This is a genomic window from Bradyrhizobium lablabi (assembly GCF_001440475.1).
GTDB classification, from domain to species: Bacteria; Pseudomonadota; Alphaproteobacteria; order Rhizobiales; family Xanthobacteraceae; genus Bradyrhizobium; species Bradyrhizobium lablabi.
Genome location: NZ_LLYB01000106.1, coordinates 16,719 through 33,434 on the forward strand (window position 1 = coordinate 16,719; position 16,716 = coordinate 33,434).

Genomic DNA, 16,716 nt, shown 5'->3' on the forward strand with positions numbered 1-16,716 from the left:
CGATCAACGCCGGGAACCGATACAGGGAGAGAAGCATGAACGACATCACCCGTCGCGATGCGTTGGCTTTGGGCGTCTCCGCCGCGGCTCTGGCCGTGACCGGCGCATCCGCCCAAACCGCATCCACCATCAAGGCCGCCGACGTTCCGGCGCCCAAGCTTGCAATCGAAAAAGGCGCATCCCTGCGCATGCTGCGCCCGGTGCGCTTTGTGCAGGCCGACGAGGACGTGTTCCGCTCCAATGCGGCCAAGTTCACCAAGGACACCGGCGTCGAGGTCAAGGTGGATTTCGTCGGCTGGGAAGACATCAACCAGCAGACCGCGGTGACCTCGAATTCCGGGGCCGGCCCCGACATCATCATCGGCTTCTCCGACGCGCCACACATCTACATCGACAAGCTCGTCGAACTGACCGACATCGCTGACTATCTCGGCAAGCGCTATGGCGGCTGGCAGCCGCTGGCGCAGAAATACGGCAAGAAGAACAAGAGCGATGCCTGGATCGGACTGCCGTTCGGCGCCACCGCCGGCCCGCTGATCTACCGCAAATCGGTGCTGCAATCGGTCGGCTACGACAAGGTTCCGGAAGACCATGCCGGAATTCTCGATCTGTGCCGCAAGCTGCACAAGGCCGGCAAGCCGGCCGGCTTCGCGCTCGGCAATGCCAAGGGCGACGGCAACGGTTTTGCCAACTGGGCGCTGTGGTCGCACAACGCTTCCCTGCTCGATGAAGAAGGCAACGTCATCATCAACAGCAAGGAGACCATTGCGGCGCTGAACTGGGTCAAGGAGCTGTATCCGACCTTCATCGCCGGCACGCCGTCGTGGAACGACGTCAGCAACAATCGCGCCTACTCCTCGCAGGAAATCTCGCTGACCGCCAACGGCGTCTCGCTGTATTTCTCGCTGAAGAACGATCCGGCGACCAAGGCGATTGCCGAGGACAGCGAGCATCAGTTGCTGCCGAAGGGGCTGGCCAAGGTTTCACCGATGGCCGGACTGACTCTGAACGCAATGCTGTTCAAGCACAGCCAGTATCCCAACGCCGCCAAGGCATTCCTGCAATTCATGCTGGAAAAGGACCAGTACGAGCCCTGGCTCAACGCCAACTCCGGCTACTGGTCGCAGCCACTTTCCGCCTACGCCGAGGCCAAGGTCTGGTCCGAAGATCCCAAGGTCAAGATCTTCAAGGACACCATGAACAGCACCTATTACGACGGCTACAAGGGCCCGATCTCGACGGCCACCGGCGCCGTCAGCGCCGATTACGTGCTGATCCAGATGTGCGCGGCCGTGGCGACCGGCGCATCGACCCCGGAGGCCGCGGCCGCGGAAGCCGAGCAGCGCTGCAAGCGGTATTTCCGGCGACAGGGACGGTAGTGGCTGCCGTCGAACCGTAGATCTGGATCAACCGTCAGTGCGAGCGAAGCGAAGCAATCCATAGCACCGCACGTGGAGAAATGGATTGCTTCGTCGCTTCGCTCCTCGCAATGACGACGACGCTGGAAAAAGCATTTGATGTCTGTAACCACACTCCCCTCGCGCGGCATCGCGGTCCGGCAACCGGGCTGGATCGCGCGCCTGCTCGACTACAAGCCGTTCCTGATCGTGATGTGCCTCGCGCCGGCGATCGGGCTCCTGACGGTATTCCTCACCTATCCGCTGGGCCTCGGCGTCTGGCTCGCCTTCACCGACACCACCATCGGCCGGCGCGGCATCTACATCGGCCTGGAGAATTTTCAGTATCTGTGGACCGATCCCCTGTGGTGGGGCGCGGTGTTCTACAGCGTGTTTTATACGGCGATCGCGACGTTCGGGAAATTCGCGCTCGGCTTCTGGCTGGCGCTCTTGCTCAACAACCACTTTCCGCTCAAGAGCCTGTTGCGCGCCATCGTGCTGTTGCCGTGGATTGTGCCGACGGTGCTCTCGGCGCTGGCGTTCTGGTGGATCTACGATCCGCAGTTCTCGATCATTTCCTATTTGCTGGTCGAGGTGCTGGGTGTGCGCTCGACCAACATCGACTTCCTCGGCACGCCCTGGCCGGCGCGCTTCTCGCTGATCGCCGCCAATATCTGGCGCGGCATTCCCTTCGTCGCGATCTCGCTGCTGGCGGGGCTGCAGACCATCTCGCCCTCGCTCTATGAAGCCGCGATGCTGGACGGTGCCAGCGCCTGGCAGCGCTTCCGCTACATCACGTTTCCGATGATGATGCCGATTCTCGCGATCGTGATGACGTTCTCGATCATCTTCACTTTCACCGACTTCCAGCTCGTCTACGCCATCACCCGTGGCGGCCCGGTCAATTCCACGCATTTGCTCGCCACCCTCGCCTTCCAGCGCGGCATCGCCGGCGGCGAGCTTGGCGAGGGTGCGGCAATCGCCGTGTCGATGATCCCGTTCCTCGTGTTCGCGACGTTGTTCAGCTACTTCGGCCTCGCGCGCCGCAAATGGCAGCAGGGAGAAGCCAATGACTGACGTAGCCGCCTCACCCGGCAACACCAACGTCGCCAGCGCCACGCCCGACACCATGGCGTGGGATTCCCGCGCGCGGCGGGTGATGATGATCTATTTGCCGCTGGCCTGCTTCGTGCTGATCCTGCTGTTCCCGTTCTACTGGATGGCGATCACCTCGTTCAAGCCGAACGCGGAGCTTCTGAACTACAAGGAGCACAATCCGTTCTGGATCTCCTCGCCGACACTGGCGCATATCAAGCATTTGCTGTTCAACACGGCGTATCCGACCTGGCTGAAGACCACGATGTTCGTGGCGATCGGATCCACGTTCCTGTCGCTGTTCGCGTCGACGCTTGCGGCCTACGCGATCGAGCGCCTGCGCTTCCGCGGCAGTCCCTATGTGGGTCTCGGCATCTACCTCGCCTATCTGGTGCCGCCCTCGATCCTGTTCATTCCGCTCGCCACCGTGATCGTGCAGTTCGGCCTGTTCGATAGCCCGATGGCGCTGATCCTGGTGTATCCGACCTTCCTGGTGCCGTTCTGCACCTGGCTCTTGATCGGCTATTTCAAGTCGATCCCCTATGAGCTGGAGGAATGCGCGCTGGTCGACGGCGCCACAAGGCTGCAGATCCTGCGCCGGATCACGCTGCCGCTCGCGGTGCCCGGCCTGATCTCGGCCGGCATCTTCTCGTTCACGCTGTCGTGGAATGAGTTCATCTACGCGCTCGCCTTCATCCAGAGCGGCGCCAACAAGACGGTGCCGGTCGCGATCCTGACCGAGCTCGTCACCGGCGACGTCTACCAGTGGGGCGCGCTGATGGCAGGCTCGCTGCTCGGCTCTCTGCCGGTCGCGCTGTTCTACTCGCTGTTCGTGGATTACTACGTGTCGTCGCTGACGGGCGCGGTGAAGGAGTAAGGAGCTCCCTCATGCCGTTTAGCGAGGCATGAACTCGACCGGCACATTGAAAGGCATCGTCGCGTAGGTGATCTCGGGCGGAAATGCCGGGAACGGCGCGGCCTGGCGGATCATTGCCATGGCCTGCGCGTCGAACGCCGAAACGCCCGAAGAGCCGCCGAGGCGGCTCGACTGCACCTGCCCGCTGCGGCTCAGCGTGAAGCTCAGCCTGGCGACGCCGCGTTGACCATTGCCACTCGACGGATACTGGTGGAAGCGCATCAGATGCGCACGGACGCGCTGGCTGTAAGCGGCCATAGCCGAGGCCGCGGCGCCCGCGCTGATCGCCGACGCGGCAGGCGCCTGACGCTCGGCGCGCGGCGGTGCGCTGGTGCGCGGCGCCGGTGGCGCCTCCGAAGGCTTCCTGGCGTCCGGCCGGACGACTTTCGGCTTTACCGGCACCGGCTTCTGCTCCGGGACGACCTTTGCCGGCTCGGGCTTTTCCGGCGTCGGCTGCTGCTTCTGCTCCGGCGGTGCAACGACCTCCGGCTTCTCCTGCGGCGGGGGCGGCGCGATCTGCTCCTGCACGGCCTCTGCNGCCGGCTCGGGCGGCGACGCGTCCGCCTGCTGCATCTCAGGTCCCGGCGTGATGTCCATCGGCGCGGTTTCAGGCGACGACGTGACGGGCGCGAGATCGATCATGATGGCAGGCATCGAGACGCCGGGCTCCGGCCGCGAGGTCTGCCAGTTCATGGCCAACGCAATCAGCGCCAAATGAGCAGCGACGATCGCAAATGCCGAAGCGCCCCAGCGCCGGACGGCGGCCTGGTCGGAAACGTCGTGGAGCGCGAACGCGTTCATGGCATCAACTGCGGCCGTCGAGGCCAACCAATGCGATCTTGAGATAGCCGGCGTTGCGCAGAAGGTTCATCACCTCCATGAGGTCGCCATAGCTGACGGCCTTGTCGGCGCGCAGAAAGATGCGTTCGTCCTTCTTGCCATGTGTGGCGCTATCGAGCCTGGAGGTCAGCGTATCGCGCGCAATCACGTCCTCGCCGACCGCGACCGAAAGATCCGGTTTCACGGTGACGAACACCGGTTGATCCGGGCGCGGCGACGGCTCGACCGCGCTTGCCGGGAGATCGACGCCGAGATCGACGGTGGCGAGCGGGGCGGCGACCATGAAGATGATCAGCAGCACCAGCATCACGTCGATGAACGGCGTGACGTTGATCTCGTGATTCTCGACGAGATCGTCGCCGCCGCGCGCCCGTCCGCCGAGTGCCTGACCGAGCTTCGCGCCCATCGCCTTACTCCGCAGCGCGCGCGAGCCGGAACGGCCCACGGTCGCCTTCGCGGCTGATCAGGAGCAGCACCATCGCCGAGGCATCGCCAAGCAGTGCGCGATGGGCTGCGATGGTGCGGGTGAGATGGTTGTAGATCACGACCGCCGGGATCGCCGCGACGAGGCCGAGCGCGGTCGCGAGCAGCGCTTCCGCGATACCCGGCGCGACCACGGCGAGATTGGTGGTCTTGGCTTCCGAAATGCCGATGAACGAATTCATGATGCCCCAGACCGTGCCGAACAGGCCGACGAACGGCGCGGTGGCGCCGATGGTGGCAAGCACGCCGGTGCCGCGCGCGATCTGCCTGGACATCGCGGCCTCGACCCGCTCCAGCCGCAGCGCCACCCGCTCCTTGAGGCCGTCATCGACATGACCACCCGAAAGGCTGGCCTCGCGCGCGGCTGACAGGATGATCTGCGCCACGGCATCGTGGCCGCCGCGGCTTTCCTGCTCGGCCTTTGCCAGCACGGTGTCGGTTTCCAGCATGCTGAGACGCCGCCTGGCGGTCGCGGTCTTGCGGCGGATCTCGATGGTTTTCGCCAGCCAGACCGTCCACGTCACCAGCGAGGCGAAGGCGAGCCCAACCATGACCGTCTGCACCACGATGTCCGCATTCAGGAACATGTTCCATGGCGACAAATTGCGCGGCAGCAGCGCGACGTCGGTGGCCGCGAACGCCGCGCCCGGCAAAGCCGTCGCTCCGGCCGCGCCACACCAACGGATCATAACGTTCAGCATTGTTCGCTGCATGATCGTCTCCCGGGCTGACTTCCGGATCGTTTACGCCGTGCGGGCGGACGCGATTCTCTCGCCAAGCGCATGAAAGCGCTGCAACTGGTCGCCGCGCAGTGCGCGCGTCTCGTCACGGCCAACGAACACCTTGAACATGATGCCGCCGTCCACATTGATGAAGGCGATGAACGCCGACGACTTGCCCATGAACGGCCGCTCGACGAAGGCGATTGCCGCGCAGCGCTCGTGGCGAAGATGGCCGTGCAGCCCCTTCGGCTGCATCAGGTTGAAGTAGCCGCGACCGACCTCGCCCGCCGGCACGCTGCCGGTGAATTCGAAGATCGCGTCGTCGGTGTGGACGATCAGCGTCACCTCGCCCCATTGCGCGACATCGTTCATCGCGGCGCCGAATTCGCCGCCGGGGCCGAAACGCACCATCGTATCCGGCAGCGCCTCTAGCACGGCACGCGGCGTGACCTTCCGCTCCCGCGCCACGTCCTCGATGACAGCACCGGGGTTCTCGGCCATATAGGCCCTGAGGTCGGCCAGGTCCGTGCTCAACATGGCACCCTCCTCTTTAAGCAGCGGCGCTGGATTTGCGCTCGCTCAGGATCACCTCGAAGCCTTCGAACTTGGGATGGCCGAGATAGAGGCTTTCGCCGGTCTTGTTGTCGGCGCGGGCATGCGCGCGGCGGAACTCTTCCGATTTGGTCCAGGCTTCGAACGCGGCCTTGTCGACCCAGACGGTGTGCGACGAATACAGCGTGTGGTCCTCGAGGACGGGGCCCTTGAGCAGATGAAACTCGACAAAGCCAGCCATGTTGCTGAGATAGGACTCGCGGGTGCGCCACACGGTCTCGAAGGCGGCTTCAGAGCCGATCTTCACCTGGAACCGGTTCATTGCGATAAACATTTGAAATCTCCTTGCTGGGGTGCGCCTGGCGTACCGTTTAAGTTGGTTGGAAACATGGATGCACCGAAGCCGCGCTGGAACATCAGCGCGGCCCGGTGCAACTTTGTTGGTTTGTCAGCTCGTCGAACTACACTCCGCCAAAGTGAATCTTCAATCCGGCCTTGTAGACCCTGCCCGGTCCGGGGCTCGACCACAACACGTCGTTCTGCGTGGTGCCATCGGTCGAACTGCCTGGGATCGCGTAGGGCCGATAGTACTGGTTCAACAGATTGTCGATCGAGGCCGTGAACATAACGTCCTTGGTCGCATGCCAGGTCAGGTACAGGTTGACCAGTTCATAGCCGGTCGCAGGCAGATAGCCGGCGGGCACGTCGTTGTTGGCGCCGAACGAGGACCATTGCGCCGCCAGGATCAGCCTGCGGTCGAGCAGCCGCACGCCGCCGGTCGTGGTGATCTTGCGCGGCGTGATGGTCGCAAGCCCGATATTGGTCGCGACGTTCTTGCCGCGGATCAGGTGGCCGGCGACGCCGAAATACCACAGGCCTGCGTCGTACATGGTCTCGGCCTCGAAACCTTCGATCCGGGCCTGCGCGATGTTCTGGTACTGGTAGAATCGCGGGAACGTGCCGAACGGCGGCACCGCCGTCAGTCCGAATGGGACGAGATCGATATAGTCGCTGACGTCGTTGCGGAACAGGTTGAACTTGCCGCGGAAGCTGTCGTTGGCGGCAAAGATGCCGTCATATTTCACGTTGAGGCCGAGTTCCTTGTTCTTGCCGACCTCCGGCCGCAGGCCCGGATTGGGCAGGAAACAGAACAGGCCGCTGGTGCCATCGGCGCAAGTGAAGAATGCCGGACCGCCACCCGTGGCATGGCCACCGGAGATCAGCGTCTCCGTGATCGAAGGCGCGCGATAGCCTTCGGCATAGCTGACATAAGGCGTGAAGCCCGCGACCGGCGTTACACCAATCGTCACCTTCGGGGAGAAACGATCGCCGCCGCCACCGGTTGCCACCAACGGCGAATGCAGGTCGTAGCGGTCGTAGCGGATCGCGCTGATCACCTCGAGCCAGGTCGAATAGTTCTGCTTCAACTGCGCAAATCCGCCGGAAACGGTCCGCAAGCCGCTGGGCGTGGTGATGTTGGAATTGCCGCGGCTGTCGAACGTGCTCACGTCATCCTGAAACGCATCGATCCCGAACGTCACCGCGTTACGCCAGTCGCCGACATTGAACCTTGTCGTGTTGTTGACGTCGATGCCGAGGGTATTGAGCGAATAGCCGCGTTTGTCGCCGACACAGCCGGAGATGTTGTTGCCGACATTGCCGGCGCCGCAAAAGGCTGCACCGCTGGCGCTGTTGTGAGCGGTCTTGGTCTGGTCGTTGTCGGTGCGATTGCCGTACAGCGACATACTCCAATCCCAGAGATTGTCGTCCGGCCTGCTGTATTTCCAGGTCAGCGTACCCATGTAGTTCTTCGCGTCCGACGCGTAGACCGACGAACCCTGGAACAGCGCGCGTTGCGCCGCGGTCAGCACCGGTCCGCGATTGAACTGTCCGATGCTGTATTGGTAATCCTGGAACACGCCGCCGAGCTTGATCTCATGCCCTTCGGCGGGGCGCACGGTTACCTTCATCAATCCGGCCGCGATCTCGTTGCCGGTATTGCCGATCTCGGTGCCGTTGCCATCCTTGTAGTTGCCCTGTGTGCGATAGACCGCGCCGCCGAAGACATCGACATCGGGCGTCGCGCGTACGCCGCCGAAGATCGAGCCGAGGCCGCGAGCACTGTTGGTGCCGCCGGAGCCGGTCATGTCGACGCCCCAGCGCTCGCCCGGGCGCACGACGTCGTTGACGTCCTTGGTGCGGAACGACACCACGCCGCCGATCGCGCCGGAGCCGTAGATGTTCGCGGTCGGGCCGCGCACCACGTCGACACCGCCGACCAGTTCTGGATCGAGGAAGAACGAGCCGTTGGCGTTGTGTCCGGTCCGCTGGTAGTTCTGCCGCGCGCCGTCGACGACAACAGCGACGCGGCCGAAATCCTGCAGGCCGCGGATGTTGATGACGGTCGAGGGATCGTCCCCGCGCTCCTGGAACGACACGCCGGGCACGTTGTAGAAGATGTCGGACAGCCGGTTCGGCTGCAGACCCTGGATCTGCTCCATCGACACAGAACTGACCGGCGCCAGCGAGTCGATCGCCCGCTCGTTGGTCTTGGTCGCGACTGCCGTAATCGTATCGAGCGATTGCACCGGCGCGACTCCGATCTGCGCCCGCGCATTAATCGCCGGCGCCGCTGCCTGCTGATCTTGCGGAGGCTTCGCCGGCTTGCGCCGCGACTGCTTCTGCCGTTCGGACGTGGGGTCCGCAGCCTGCGTGCCCGCCGTCTGCGCGTTGCCGGCTTCCCCGGCCAGCAATGCAATTGAAAACACCGACGCGCCCAACAAGAGGGCGCGCGAAATCCTAGCCCCGTCAGCCATACAACCCCGACCCCGATATCTGTTCTTGGGTTTGGCTGGCGGGCGCTGCGCGTTACTCGCGAGCTGCTTGCTGGCTACCACATTCAGGATGCGCGCATTTCGCCGCATCGTGTCATGCTTGGTTACGTGGCGGGTTCCGGGCGGTCAAGAAGCGGATCAGGCACTTTATATCAATTGTAAATTGCCACGGTTGGATTGCGGCGCATCGCAACTGTACAAACATGACATCGACGGAAATTCTCGGGGCGCCACAAACGACATGTCCGCAGCAAAAGGAGACAAGTTCGGAGACGCCCGGACGCAAGCCGGCAATTCCGCTTCCGCGGCCAGGTCGCTGGCCATCAGCGGCAACCGGATCGACAGCCGCGAGCTGTTCGCCAGCGAGCGCGAGATCATCATCGCGCATGGCGCGGAGAATTACCGTCTGCGGCTGACGTCGCAGAACAAGCTGATCCTGACCAAGTGACAGACCAGGTAAACCGGTAATGACAATTTGTCGCACGCTCGCAGTGTCGGTAGCGGCGGGCTGCTTCCTGCTCGGCGGCGTCGCGCTCGCGGCCGGCATCACCGTGCATGATGCCCGCGACCGTGACGTCACCATCGGCGATTCCGGGCGAATCGTCTCGATCGGTGGCGCGATCACCGAAATTCTCTATGCGCTCGGTTTCGAGGACCGTCTCGCCGGCGTTGACTCAACCAGCCTCTATCCGGCCGCGGCGCTGCGCGACAAGCCGAATGTCGGCTACATGCGCCAGCTTTCTGCCGAGGGCGTGCTCGGTCTCAATCCTTCGCTGGTGCTCGCCGTGCAGGGGTCCGGACCGAAGGAAACCATGGACGTGCTCGACGCTGCCAAGGTGCCGCTGGTGCTGGTGCCCGAGACCTTCTCCGAACAGGGCCTGATCGAGAAGATCAAGCTGGTCGGCCACGCCATGGGCGCGGACAGCCGCGCCGAATGCCTGACCGCGGCCGTCTCCGGCGATCTGGCGCAACTGCGCGAGCTGCGCGCCAGGGTGACCAAACCCGTGCGCGTGATGTTCGTGATGTCCCTTTTGAACGGTCGCGCCATGGCTGCCGGAAAGAACACCGCGGCGAACGAGATCATCGCGCTCGCCGGCGGCGTCAACGCCATCGACGGCTATGAGGGCTACAAGCCCATCAACGACGAGGCGATCGTCGCGGCCAAGCCAGACGTCGTTCTCTCGATCCAGCGCGGCAAAGACTCGCTGGACGCCGAAGCCGTCTATGTCCATCCCGCCTTCGCGCTGACGCCGGCTGCGGCCAACAGGGCTTTCATCTCGATGGAAGGCCTCTATCTGCTCGGCTTCGGGCCGCGCACGGCGGCAGCCGCCCGCGATCTCTCGGTCAAGCTCTATCCAGCGCTGGCGCCGCAGGCGGAGAAATTTGAGCCGGCGGCGCTGACGGCCAACTGCCGGTCATGACAGCGCTGACCGGAGCCAGCACGCGGCGTCGCACCGGATATGCGTTTCGTCCATCCGCTTCCCTGGCCATCGTGTGTCTGCTCGCAGCACTTGCCGGCACGGCAGTGATCGCGCTCACCGTGGGAGCAGCCGGAATTCCGCTGGCGCGGCTGCCCGCCGCGCTCGGCCTGTGGTCGGATGCCGTGCCGGCGCCAACGCTGGCCCGCGATCAGCTCGTCGTGTGGTCGATCCGGATACCGCGGATCGCCGCGGCGGCGATGATCGGTGCGCTGCTCGCGGCATCCGGTGCGATCATGCAGGGGCTGTTTCGAAACCCGCTCGCCGACCCCGCGCTGGTCGGCGTTTCCTCCGGCGGCGCGTTTGCAGCCGCGGCCGCCATCGTCATCACCGACAGCCGGATCGGCGCGAGCCTGCACTTCATGCAGAACCAGTTGCTGCCGGTCGCGGCCTTCGCCGGCTCGCTGGCGACAACGGTCATCCTCTATTCGATCGCGAGCCGCTCGGGACGCACCTCGATTGCGATCTTCCTGCTGGCCGGCCTTGCGATCGCGGCAATCGCCAATGCCGGCATCGGGCTCCTGGTATTCATCGCCGATGACCGCCAGCTGCGCGACATCACCTTCTGGCTGTTGGGCTCGCTCAGCGGCGCGACCTGGCCGAAGCTCACCGCGTTGGCGCCGGTACTGGGGATAGCACTGGCCGCCTGCTTCTCGATCGCGCGCGGGCTCGACGTGCTGGTGCTGGGCGAGGCCGAGGCGTTTCACAGCGGCGTCGACGTCGAACGCCTGAAGCGGATTTCGATCGTGCTGGTGTCGGCAATGACCGGCGTTGCCGTCTCCGTCTGCGGCGTCGTCGGCTTTGTCGGCATCGTGGTGCCGCACCTGCTGCGGCTGGTGATCGGACCGGCGCACCGGCTGCTGCTACCGGCGTCGATGCTGTTCGGCGCGGTACTGATGACGGGCGCGGATACATTGGCCCGCACCATCGTGGCGCCCGCGGAAATGCCGATCGGCATTCTCACCGCCGCGATCGGCGCACCGTTCTTCCTGGGGATGCTGCTGCGCCAGCGCGGGCTGGTTTCGCTGTGACCGCCCTTCTCGAAGCACATTCGGTCTCGATGGTTGTCGGCGGCGCCACGCTGGTCGACGGCATCGATCTCCAGATCAAGGCGGGCGAGATGGTCGCTATCGTCGGCCCCAATGGCGCCGGCAAATCGACGCTGCTGCGGATGCTGTCCGGCGACCTCCGCCCGACGCGCGGAGAGGTCAGGCTGAAGCAGCGCGACATCCGCCTCTATCCGCCGCGCCAACTCGCGTTTCACCGCGCGATGCTGTCGCAGCATGTCAACGTCACCTTCCCGTTCACGGTCGAGGAAATCGTCCATATGGGCGCGGGCGATGCCGGCCGTACCACCGCGCAGCCGCTGGTCGACGCGGCGCTCAGCGAGGTCGACCTTTCGCATTTCGGCCAGCGGCAATTGCCGACGCTTTCCGGCGGCGAGCAGCAGCGCGCGCATTTCGCCCGCGTGCTGGTGCAACTCGCCTGCGGCGAGGCCCAGCATGGCCCCGGCCTTCTCTTGCTGGATGAACCGACTTCCAGCCTCGACATGCGCCACCAGATCGATCTGGTGGAAACGGCAAAGCGGCGCGCGCAGAACGGCACCGCCGTGATCGCCGTGCTGCACGATCTCAATCTCGCGATGCGCTTTGCCGACCGGATCGTGCTGCTGCATCGCGGCCGGCTTGCCGTCGATGGCGGCCGCAGTGAAGCGATCACGGCCGAGACAATTCGCCGGATTTTCGAGGTGGACGTGACGATCGACTACACCGACCAGGGCGTGCCGTTCCTGCTGCCGCAAACCATGCGGCCGGCGGCATCGCCCTAGAGACCGGCTCTGACGGCATAAGGCCGCAGGCTTATCCAATGGCGTCACACGCCGTTCATGAAACTGTCAGCCGGCTGTAACAGCCGCTCCGCAAGACACGGCGCATCGTCATCACAAGGAGATCCGCCATGCGCGTGTCATTGCTTTGCTCCGTCGCATCCGTCTTTCTGGCCAGTGCCGCCTTCGCGCAAGGCGAAGGCGAGTTTCCCGCCACGCTGAAGGGCCACGCCGTGTTGCCGGCGCAGAGCTTCATCGACGCGCCCGCTGACGCGCCCGACGATCTCAAGACATCAGGCAAATACACCACCGGCAAGCGCACCGATGCCGTGGGTACCGTGATGGGCAAATCCTACGAGCGGCCGACCGGCGTCTCGCTGCCGTTCAAGGGACAGCCGCTGCAGGGCCATTCCGGCATCAAGGTGATGCCGGACGGTTCGTTCTGGGTACTCACCGACAATGGCATGGGCTCGCGCTACAACTCGGCCGACTCGATGCTGTATCTCAACCGCCACAAGATCGATTGGGCCAGCGGCAAGATCGAGCGGCAGGAGACCATCTTCCTGCACGATCCCGACAGGAAGGTCCCGTTCCGCATCGTGCATGAGGACACGAGCAAGCGCTATCTCACCGGTGCCGATTTCGACACCGAAGGCTTTCAGATCATTGGCGACACCTTCTGGATCGGCGACGAGTTCGGGCCCTATGTGCTGAAGGCCGACCGCAACGGCAAGATCCTCGCCGTGTTCGAAACCACCGCCGACGGCAAGCCGGTGCGCTCGCCGGATCACTGGTCGGTGCAGTCGCCAGCGGCGCCGGGCGCGACCTACACATCGGTCAATCTCCGCCGCTCCAAGGGCTATGAAGGCTTTGCGTCGTCGAAGGACGGCAAATTCCTCTACGGCCTGCTCGAAGGCCCGCTGTGGGACGCCGAAAAAAAGGACTTTGAAAAGGTCGACGGCAAGGAAGCGTCGCGTATCATCGAATTCGACGTCGCCGCCGAAAAGTTCACCGGCCGCTACTGGACTTACGTGTTCGAGCAGAACGGCAACGCCATTGGCGACTTCAACATGATCGACGGATCAACCGGCCTGATCATCGAGCGCGACAATGGCGAAGGCACCGCCGACAAGGCCTGCCCGGCCGGCCAGCGCGGCGAGAACTGCTTTCCCGATCTCGCCAAGTTCAAGCGCGTCTACAAGGTCGAACTTTCCGACGCCAATGCCGGCAAGCCCGTGCGCAAGATCGCCTATATCGACCTGATGAAGATCAAGGATCCCGACAAGAAGGCGCGCAAGCCGCTCAATGACGGCGTGCTGACCTTCCCGTTCTTCACCATCGAGAACGTCGATCGCGTCGACGACACGCACATCATTGTCGGCAACGACAATAATCTGCCGTTCTCGTCGAGCCGCGATCCCAACAAGGCCGACGACAATGAGTTCGTGATGCTGGAAGTTGGTGAGTTTCTGAAAGCGAAGTGACGATGTCGCTTCTCCCTCTCCCCATTTCTTGCGGGGAGAGGGGAAGCAGTCTTTGGCAAGCAGTGTAGCGCAAGTCTACGGGCGTCTCCCGACCTGCCGGACCTTGCGTGCAGCTTCCTGGCGCACCTCATGCCAGATGGATCAAGTCGAGGTTACCTTGACCTGAATCAACGACAGGCGCCCGACCCGGGCTTTCGCTGAAAGCTCGATTGAAGGGAGACGTACCATGCTTGTCCGTGACGTCATGGTTGCCCCGGTCATCACCGTAGGGCCCTCCACCACCGTGCAGGAAGTTGCAAAGCTGTTTCTGGAAAAGCGGATCAGCGCGGTTCCCGTGCTCGACGACAGGAGCAAGCTCGTCGGCATTGTCAGCGAAGGAGATCTGCTGCACCGCGTGGAGGCAGGTACGGAACGGCACCGCTCCTGGTGGCTTCGAGCATTGATCGATAGCGAGACACTGGCAGCCGAGTACGTCAAATCTCACGGCCACAAGATTTCTGATGTCATGACCCGAGAGGTGATCACAGCCTCCCCCGAAACGCCGCTCCATCAAGTCGCCTCCCTGATGGAGAAGAACGCGATCAGACGATTGCCCATCCTGGAGAACGGTCAATTGGTCGGTATCGTGAGCAGGGCCAATCTTCTTCAGGCGGTAGCGAGCGCACGTCAATTTCTCGACGTAACTCCGTCGGACAACGCGATCCGCAACCGCTCCTCGCCAGCTTGAAGAAAGAAGAGTGGGCGCACACGGGACTGCTGAACGTCACCGTCTCCCACGGCATCGTCGATCTCTGGGGCCTTGTGGAATCGGAGGCCGAGCGAAAGGCGATCAGGGTCGCGGCGGAATCCGCGCCCGGCGTGGACGCCGTCCATGACAATCTGGCCGTGAACCGGGGCGGTGGCTGGCTCTGAATGATCTCTCGGTCGATTGGCATTTTGATCCACCGCGTAGCCATCCGGGAGGCATCGGTTGCCATATGCGTCGATCGACGATCTCCCTCCGCCCATTCGAACGCATCTGCCGCCGCATGCGAGGGAAATCTACCTTGCCGCCTTCAACAATGCCTGGACGGAATACGCTTCGCGTGATCCCGTGGAGCGTGAAAGAACGGCCCATCGCGTCGCCTGGGCGGCGGTGAAGCACAGGTATGAGAAGGTCGGCGAGCGCGGGATTGCGCGCGTAGCCGGCTAGAGCATTATCGGTTCTGATTGAAGCAGGACCGAAGCTCCAGCTTCATGTTTTGACGCGTTCTCTTCACGCGAACCGGTATCCATCCCCGGATCAGGTCCGGGGGCATGCTTCGCCGAACACGCTATGACCCCTGTCATCCTTCCGATTCCCTCTCGCCGCGGGAGGGAATCGGAAGTCGGTGCCTGCGCTCTCCGCCTCAACCCGCCGGCACCATCACGACGCCCTTGTCCTTGGGCCAACGGATCCGCCAGGCAAAGTTGATGTCCTTCACCTCGCCTGCCTTGGCCTCGAACGCCCACTCCAGCACGCCGCGCCGGTCGCGCGCATTGGTCGCGGACGGCGGCGTCGTGGAGGACAGCATCTCGACCTGGATGTCCTCGTTCTCGCTGACCGGCAACTGGTCCTCGATCGCGATCCGGATCGGAAAATCATGGCCGTTGCGCACCGTGGTCTTGAACGCGCGCTCGTCGGTCTTCGACGTCGTCACGATCAGGCCGGCGGAGCCCTCGTTGCGCTTGAGGACGTTGCGCTCGATCTTGACCTTGTCGTCGGCGCCGAAGCCGAGCCGCACGGTCTCGTCCTTGGCCGCGGCAGCCATCTGGCCGCGGCCGACGAAGACGCCGTCGCGATAGATCGAGACCCGGCCGGGTAGCAATGGCGCGTCCTCGTTCTGCTTGAAGCTCGCCTCGAGGAACGCCGTCGGGTCCAGCACCGGCGCCGCGCGCACCGCCAGATCGGGCGCGATGGTCGCGCTGGAGACGCGCAGGCTTTTTGCGCCTTCGCTGGCGCCGAGGCTGACGCGACCCGGAATCTTGAACACCACCTGGAAGCCGCTGACATCAGCCACGGCCTGTTGCTCGGCCGCCCTCTCCATCACGGGTTCCTCGCTCTTCCGGAGCTGCCTCATCCTGTCCATGGCTGGTGCCGCCAAGGGCATTGCAGAATCCGACGCGGACGCCGCCGCCATTGGACGCGGTACGTGCGGGTATTGAACGACGAGCGACTTCAGGTCGGGCGCGCTGCCGCCGCGGGCGGTTCGCACGGTGGAAACGGCGAGCGCGACATTCGACCAATCCTCGCCGGTGCTTTGCGTGATCTCGGCACGACGCACCAGTTCGAGCGCTGGCTTGCGATCCCTGGCGCCGGAGTCGAGACGGGCGTCGTAAAGCGGCGTCCAGCGCGCGTTGCGGACCGCATAGGTCACCCGCAGCGTGGCCTTGGTCGCCGCCGCGGCCGCGAGTTCGATCCTTACCTCAAGCTTGTTCGGCGGCTTCTGCGCCTTGTCCTGTTCGAGACGGGCGATTTCGCGATCGAGTTCGCGCTGCTTGCGCTGGGCGTCGCGAATGGCGGCGTCGGCGTTGGCGATTTCGTCGCCGACCGCCGCAAAGGCCGTACGCCATTCGGAAATCGGCCGCGCCTCACCCTTTTCGCCCATCCCGGCCGGAGATACTTCCGCAAAACGCTCGGCAAATTTGCGCCGGGCGGTCGCCGCATCGATCGCGCCTTGCAAATTGGCCCGCTCGTCCTTCAACGCCTCGATGCGCTTGTCGAGTTCGGGCAGGTTCACCGGCAGCGCCGCACGCGGCGGCTTGGCGTCGATCGCGCCGATCGTGAGTTTTGCACCGGCCTCGCCCTCGACCCGCAGTGACGTCGGATCCAGGGTCAGCGGGAAATCCTTCAGAACGGCGGAATTCTCGCCGGCCGGCAGATCGACCGTGACCAGGCGCGTCACGCTGGCGCCATCGGGATAGACGGTCACAGCGTCCACCACCGAACTGGCGGCCACGTCAGCCGCGCGGGCCCCCCCGGCGGCAAACGCCGCCAGCACGGCGATGCTCGCCGTGAAAAAACCGTTCGCTTTCAATCTCATGGGATTCTCTCCTGAACCGTTCGCCCGA

Annotated in this window: 18 protein-coding genes; 11 read left to right on the forward strand and 7 right to left on the reverse strand. The window is 64.1% G+C overall.

The window, feature by feature from the left end; all coding sequences use genetic code 11:
- Nucleotides 1–35 precede the first annotated feature (35 nt).
- The 3 genes from CQ14_RS30940 (at nt 36) to CQ14_RS30950 (ending at nt 3,369) form a co-directional block, all read left to right on the forward strand.
- Nucleotides 36–1,379, forward strand: coding sequence for an ABC transporter substrate-binding protein (locus CQ14_RS30940; protein ID WP_057861595.1), 1,344 nt, complete (start codon nt 36–38; stop codon nt 1,377–1,379).
- A 138-nt stretch (nt 1,380–1,517) separates the two neighbouring features.
- On the forward strand, nt 1,518–2,474 hold the full coding sequence (locus CQ14_RS30945; protein ID WP_057861596.1) for a carbohydrate ABC transporter permease: 957 nt from the start codon (nt 1,518–1,520) through the stop codon (nt 2,472–2,474).
- 52 nt (nt 2,475–2,526) lie between these two features.
- Nucleotides 2,527–3,369 (forward strand): carbohydrate ABC transporter permease, encoded by an 843-nt coding sequence (locus CQ14_RS30950; RefSeq protein WP_371419443.1) that lies wholly within the window; start codon nt 2,527–2,529, stop codon nt 3,367–3,369.
- 18 nt (nt 3,370–3,387) lie between these two features.
- Here CQ14_RS30950 and CQ14_RS30955 read toward each other — a convergent pair.
- The 6 genes from CQ14_RS30955 to CQ14_RS30980 form a co-directional block, all read right to left on the reverse strand.
- The coding region (locus CQ14_RS30955; protein ID WP_245320642.1) for an energy transducer TonB at nt 3,388–3,945 on the reverse strand (558 nt) is incomplete at its 5' end.
- A gap of 268 nt (nt 3,946–4,213) precedes the next feature.
- Entirely contained in the window at nt 4,214–4,654 is a 441-nt protein-coding gene (gene exbD, locus CQ14_RS30960) for a TonB system transport protein ExbD (RefSeq protein ID WP_057861638.1), read from the reverse strand.
- 4 nt (nt 4,655–4,658) lie between these two features.
- Nucleotides 4,659–5,444 (reverse strand): tonB-system energizer ExbB, encoded by a 786-nt coding sequence (gene exbB, locus CQ14_RS30965; RefSeq protein ID WP_430650229.1) that lies wholly within the window; start codon nt 5,442–5,444, stop codon nt 4,659–4,661.
- Between the two features lie 30 nt (nt 5,445–5,474).
- Complete coding sequence (gene hutX / locus CQ14_RS30970) at nt 5,475–5,990, reverse strand: heme utilization cystosolic carrier protein HutX (RefSeq protein ID WP_057861599.1); 516 nt, start codon at nt 5,988–5,990, stop codon at nt 5,475–5,477.
- 13 nt (nt 5,991–6,003) lie between these two features.
- Nucleotides 6,004–6,339 carry a heme-degrading protein HmuQ gene (hmuQ, locus tag CQ14_RS30975; RefSeq protein WP_057861600.1) on the reverse strand — a complete coding sequence of 112 codons (336 nt, stop codon included), beginning with the start codon at nt 6,337–6,339 and terminating at the stop codon, nt 6,004–6,006.
- 127 nt (nt 6,340–6,466) lie between these two features.
- The gene (locus CQ14_RS30980) at nt 6,467–8,821 is read right to left on the reverse strand and encodes a TonB-dependent hemoglobin/transferrin/lactoferrin family receptor (RefSeq protein ID WP_156435635.1); all 2,355 of its coding nucleotides are present in this window, start codon (nt 8,819–8,821) and stop codon (nt 6,467–6,469) included.
- 259 nt (nt 8,822–9,080) lie between these two features.
- Here CQ14_RS30980 and CQ14_RS30985 point away from each other — a divergent pair, with 259 nt between their 5' ends.
- From CQ14_RS30985 to CQ14_RS31015, 8 genes are all read left to right on the forward strand, one after another.
- On the forward strand, nt 9,081–9,287 hold the full coding sequence (locus CQ14_RS30985) for a hemin uptake protein HemP (protein WP_057861602.1): 207 nt from the start codon (nt 9,081–9,083) through the stop codon (nt 9,285–9,287).
- Nucleotides 9,288–9,306: 19 nt separating this feature from the next.
- Nucleotides 9,307–10,260, forward strand: coding sequence for a heme/hemin ABC transporter substrate-binding protein (locus CQ14_RS30990; protein WP_057861603.1), 954 nt, complete (start codon nt 9,307–9,309; stop codon nt 10,258–10,260).
- Nucleotides 10,257–11,348, forward strand: coding sequence for a FecCD family ABC transporter permease (locus tag CQ14_RS30995; RefSeq protein WP_057861604.1), 1,092 nt, complete (start codon nt 10,257–10,259; stop codon nt 11,346–11,348). The genes CQ14_RS30990 and CQ14_RS30995 overlap by 4 nt, the downstream gene beginning before the upstream one ends.
- Entirely contained in the window at nt 11,345–12,145 is an 801-nt protein-coding gene (locus CQ14_RS31000; protein WP_057861605.1) for a heme ABC transporter ATP-binding protein, read from the forward strand. The genes CQ14_RS30995 and CQ14_RS31000 overlap by 4 nt, the downstream gene beginning before the upstream one ends.
- A gap of 128 nt (nt 12,146–12,273) precedes the next feature.
- A complete protein-coding gene (locus tag CQ14_RS31005) occupies nt 12,274–13,626 on the forward strand; it encodes an esterase-like activity of phytase family protein (RefSeq protein WP_057861606.1) in 1,353 nt (450 codons plus the stop codon).
- A gap of 226 nt (nt 13,627–13,852) precedes the next feature.
- Entirely contained in the window at nt 13,853–14,353 is a 501-nt protein-coding gene (locus CQ14_RS31010; RefSeq protein ID WP_347337165.1) for a CBS domain-containing protein, read from the forward strand.
- Nucleotides 14,350–14,538 (forward strand): BON domain-containing protein, encoded by a 189-nt coding sequence (locus tag CQ14_RS47930; protein ID WP_347337166.1) that lies wholly within the window; start codon nt 14,350–14,352, stop codon nt 14,536–14,538. The genes CQ14_RS31010 and CQ14_RS47930 overlap by 4 nt, the downstream gene beginning before the upstream one ends.
- A 58-nt stretch (nt 14,539–14,596) precedes the next feature.
- Nucleotides 14,597–14,818: a ChaB family protein gene (locus CQ14_RS31015; RefSeq protein WP_057861607.1), complete on the forward strand. Its 222-nt coding sequence runs from the start codon at nt 14,597–14,599 to the stop codon at nt 14,816–14,818.
- 196 nt (nt 14,819–15,014) lie between these two features.
- Here CQ14_RS31015 and CQ14_RS31020 read toward each other — a convergent pair whose 3' ends face one another.
- Nucleotides 15,015–16,688 (reverse strand): mucoidy inhibitor MuiA family protein, encoded by a 1,674-nt coding sequence (locus CQ14_RS31020; protein WP_057861608.1) that lies wholly within the window; start codon nt 16,686–16,688, stop codon nt 15,015–15,017.
- Between the last annotated feature and the right edge of the window lie 28 nt (nt 16,689–16,716).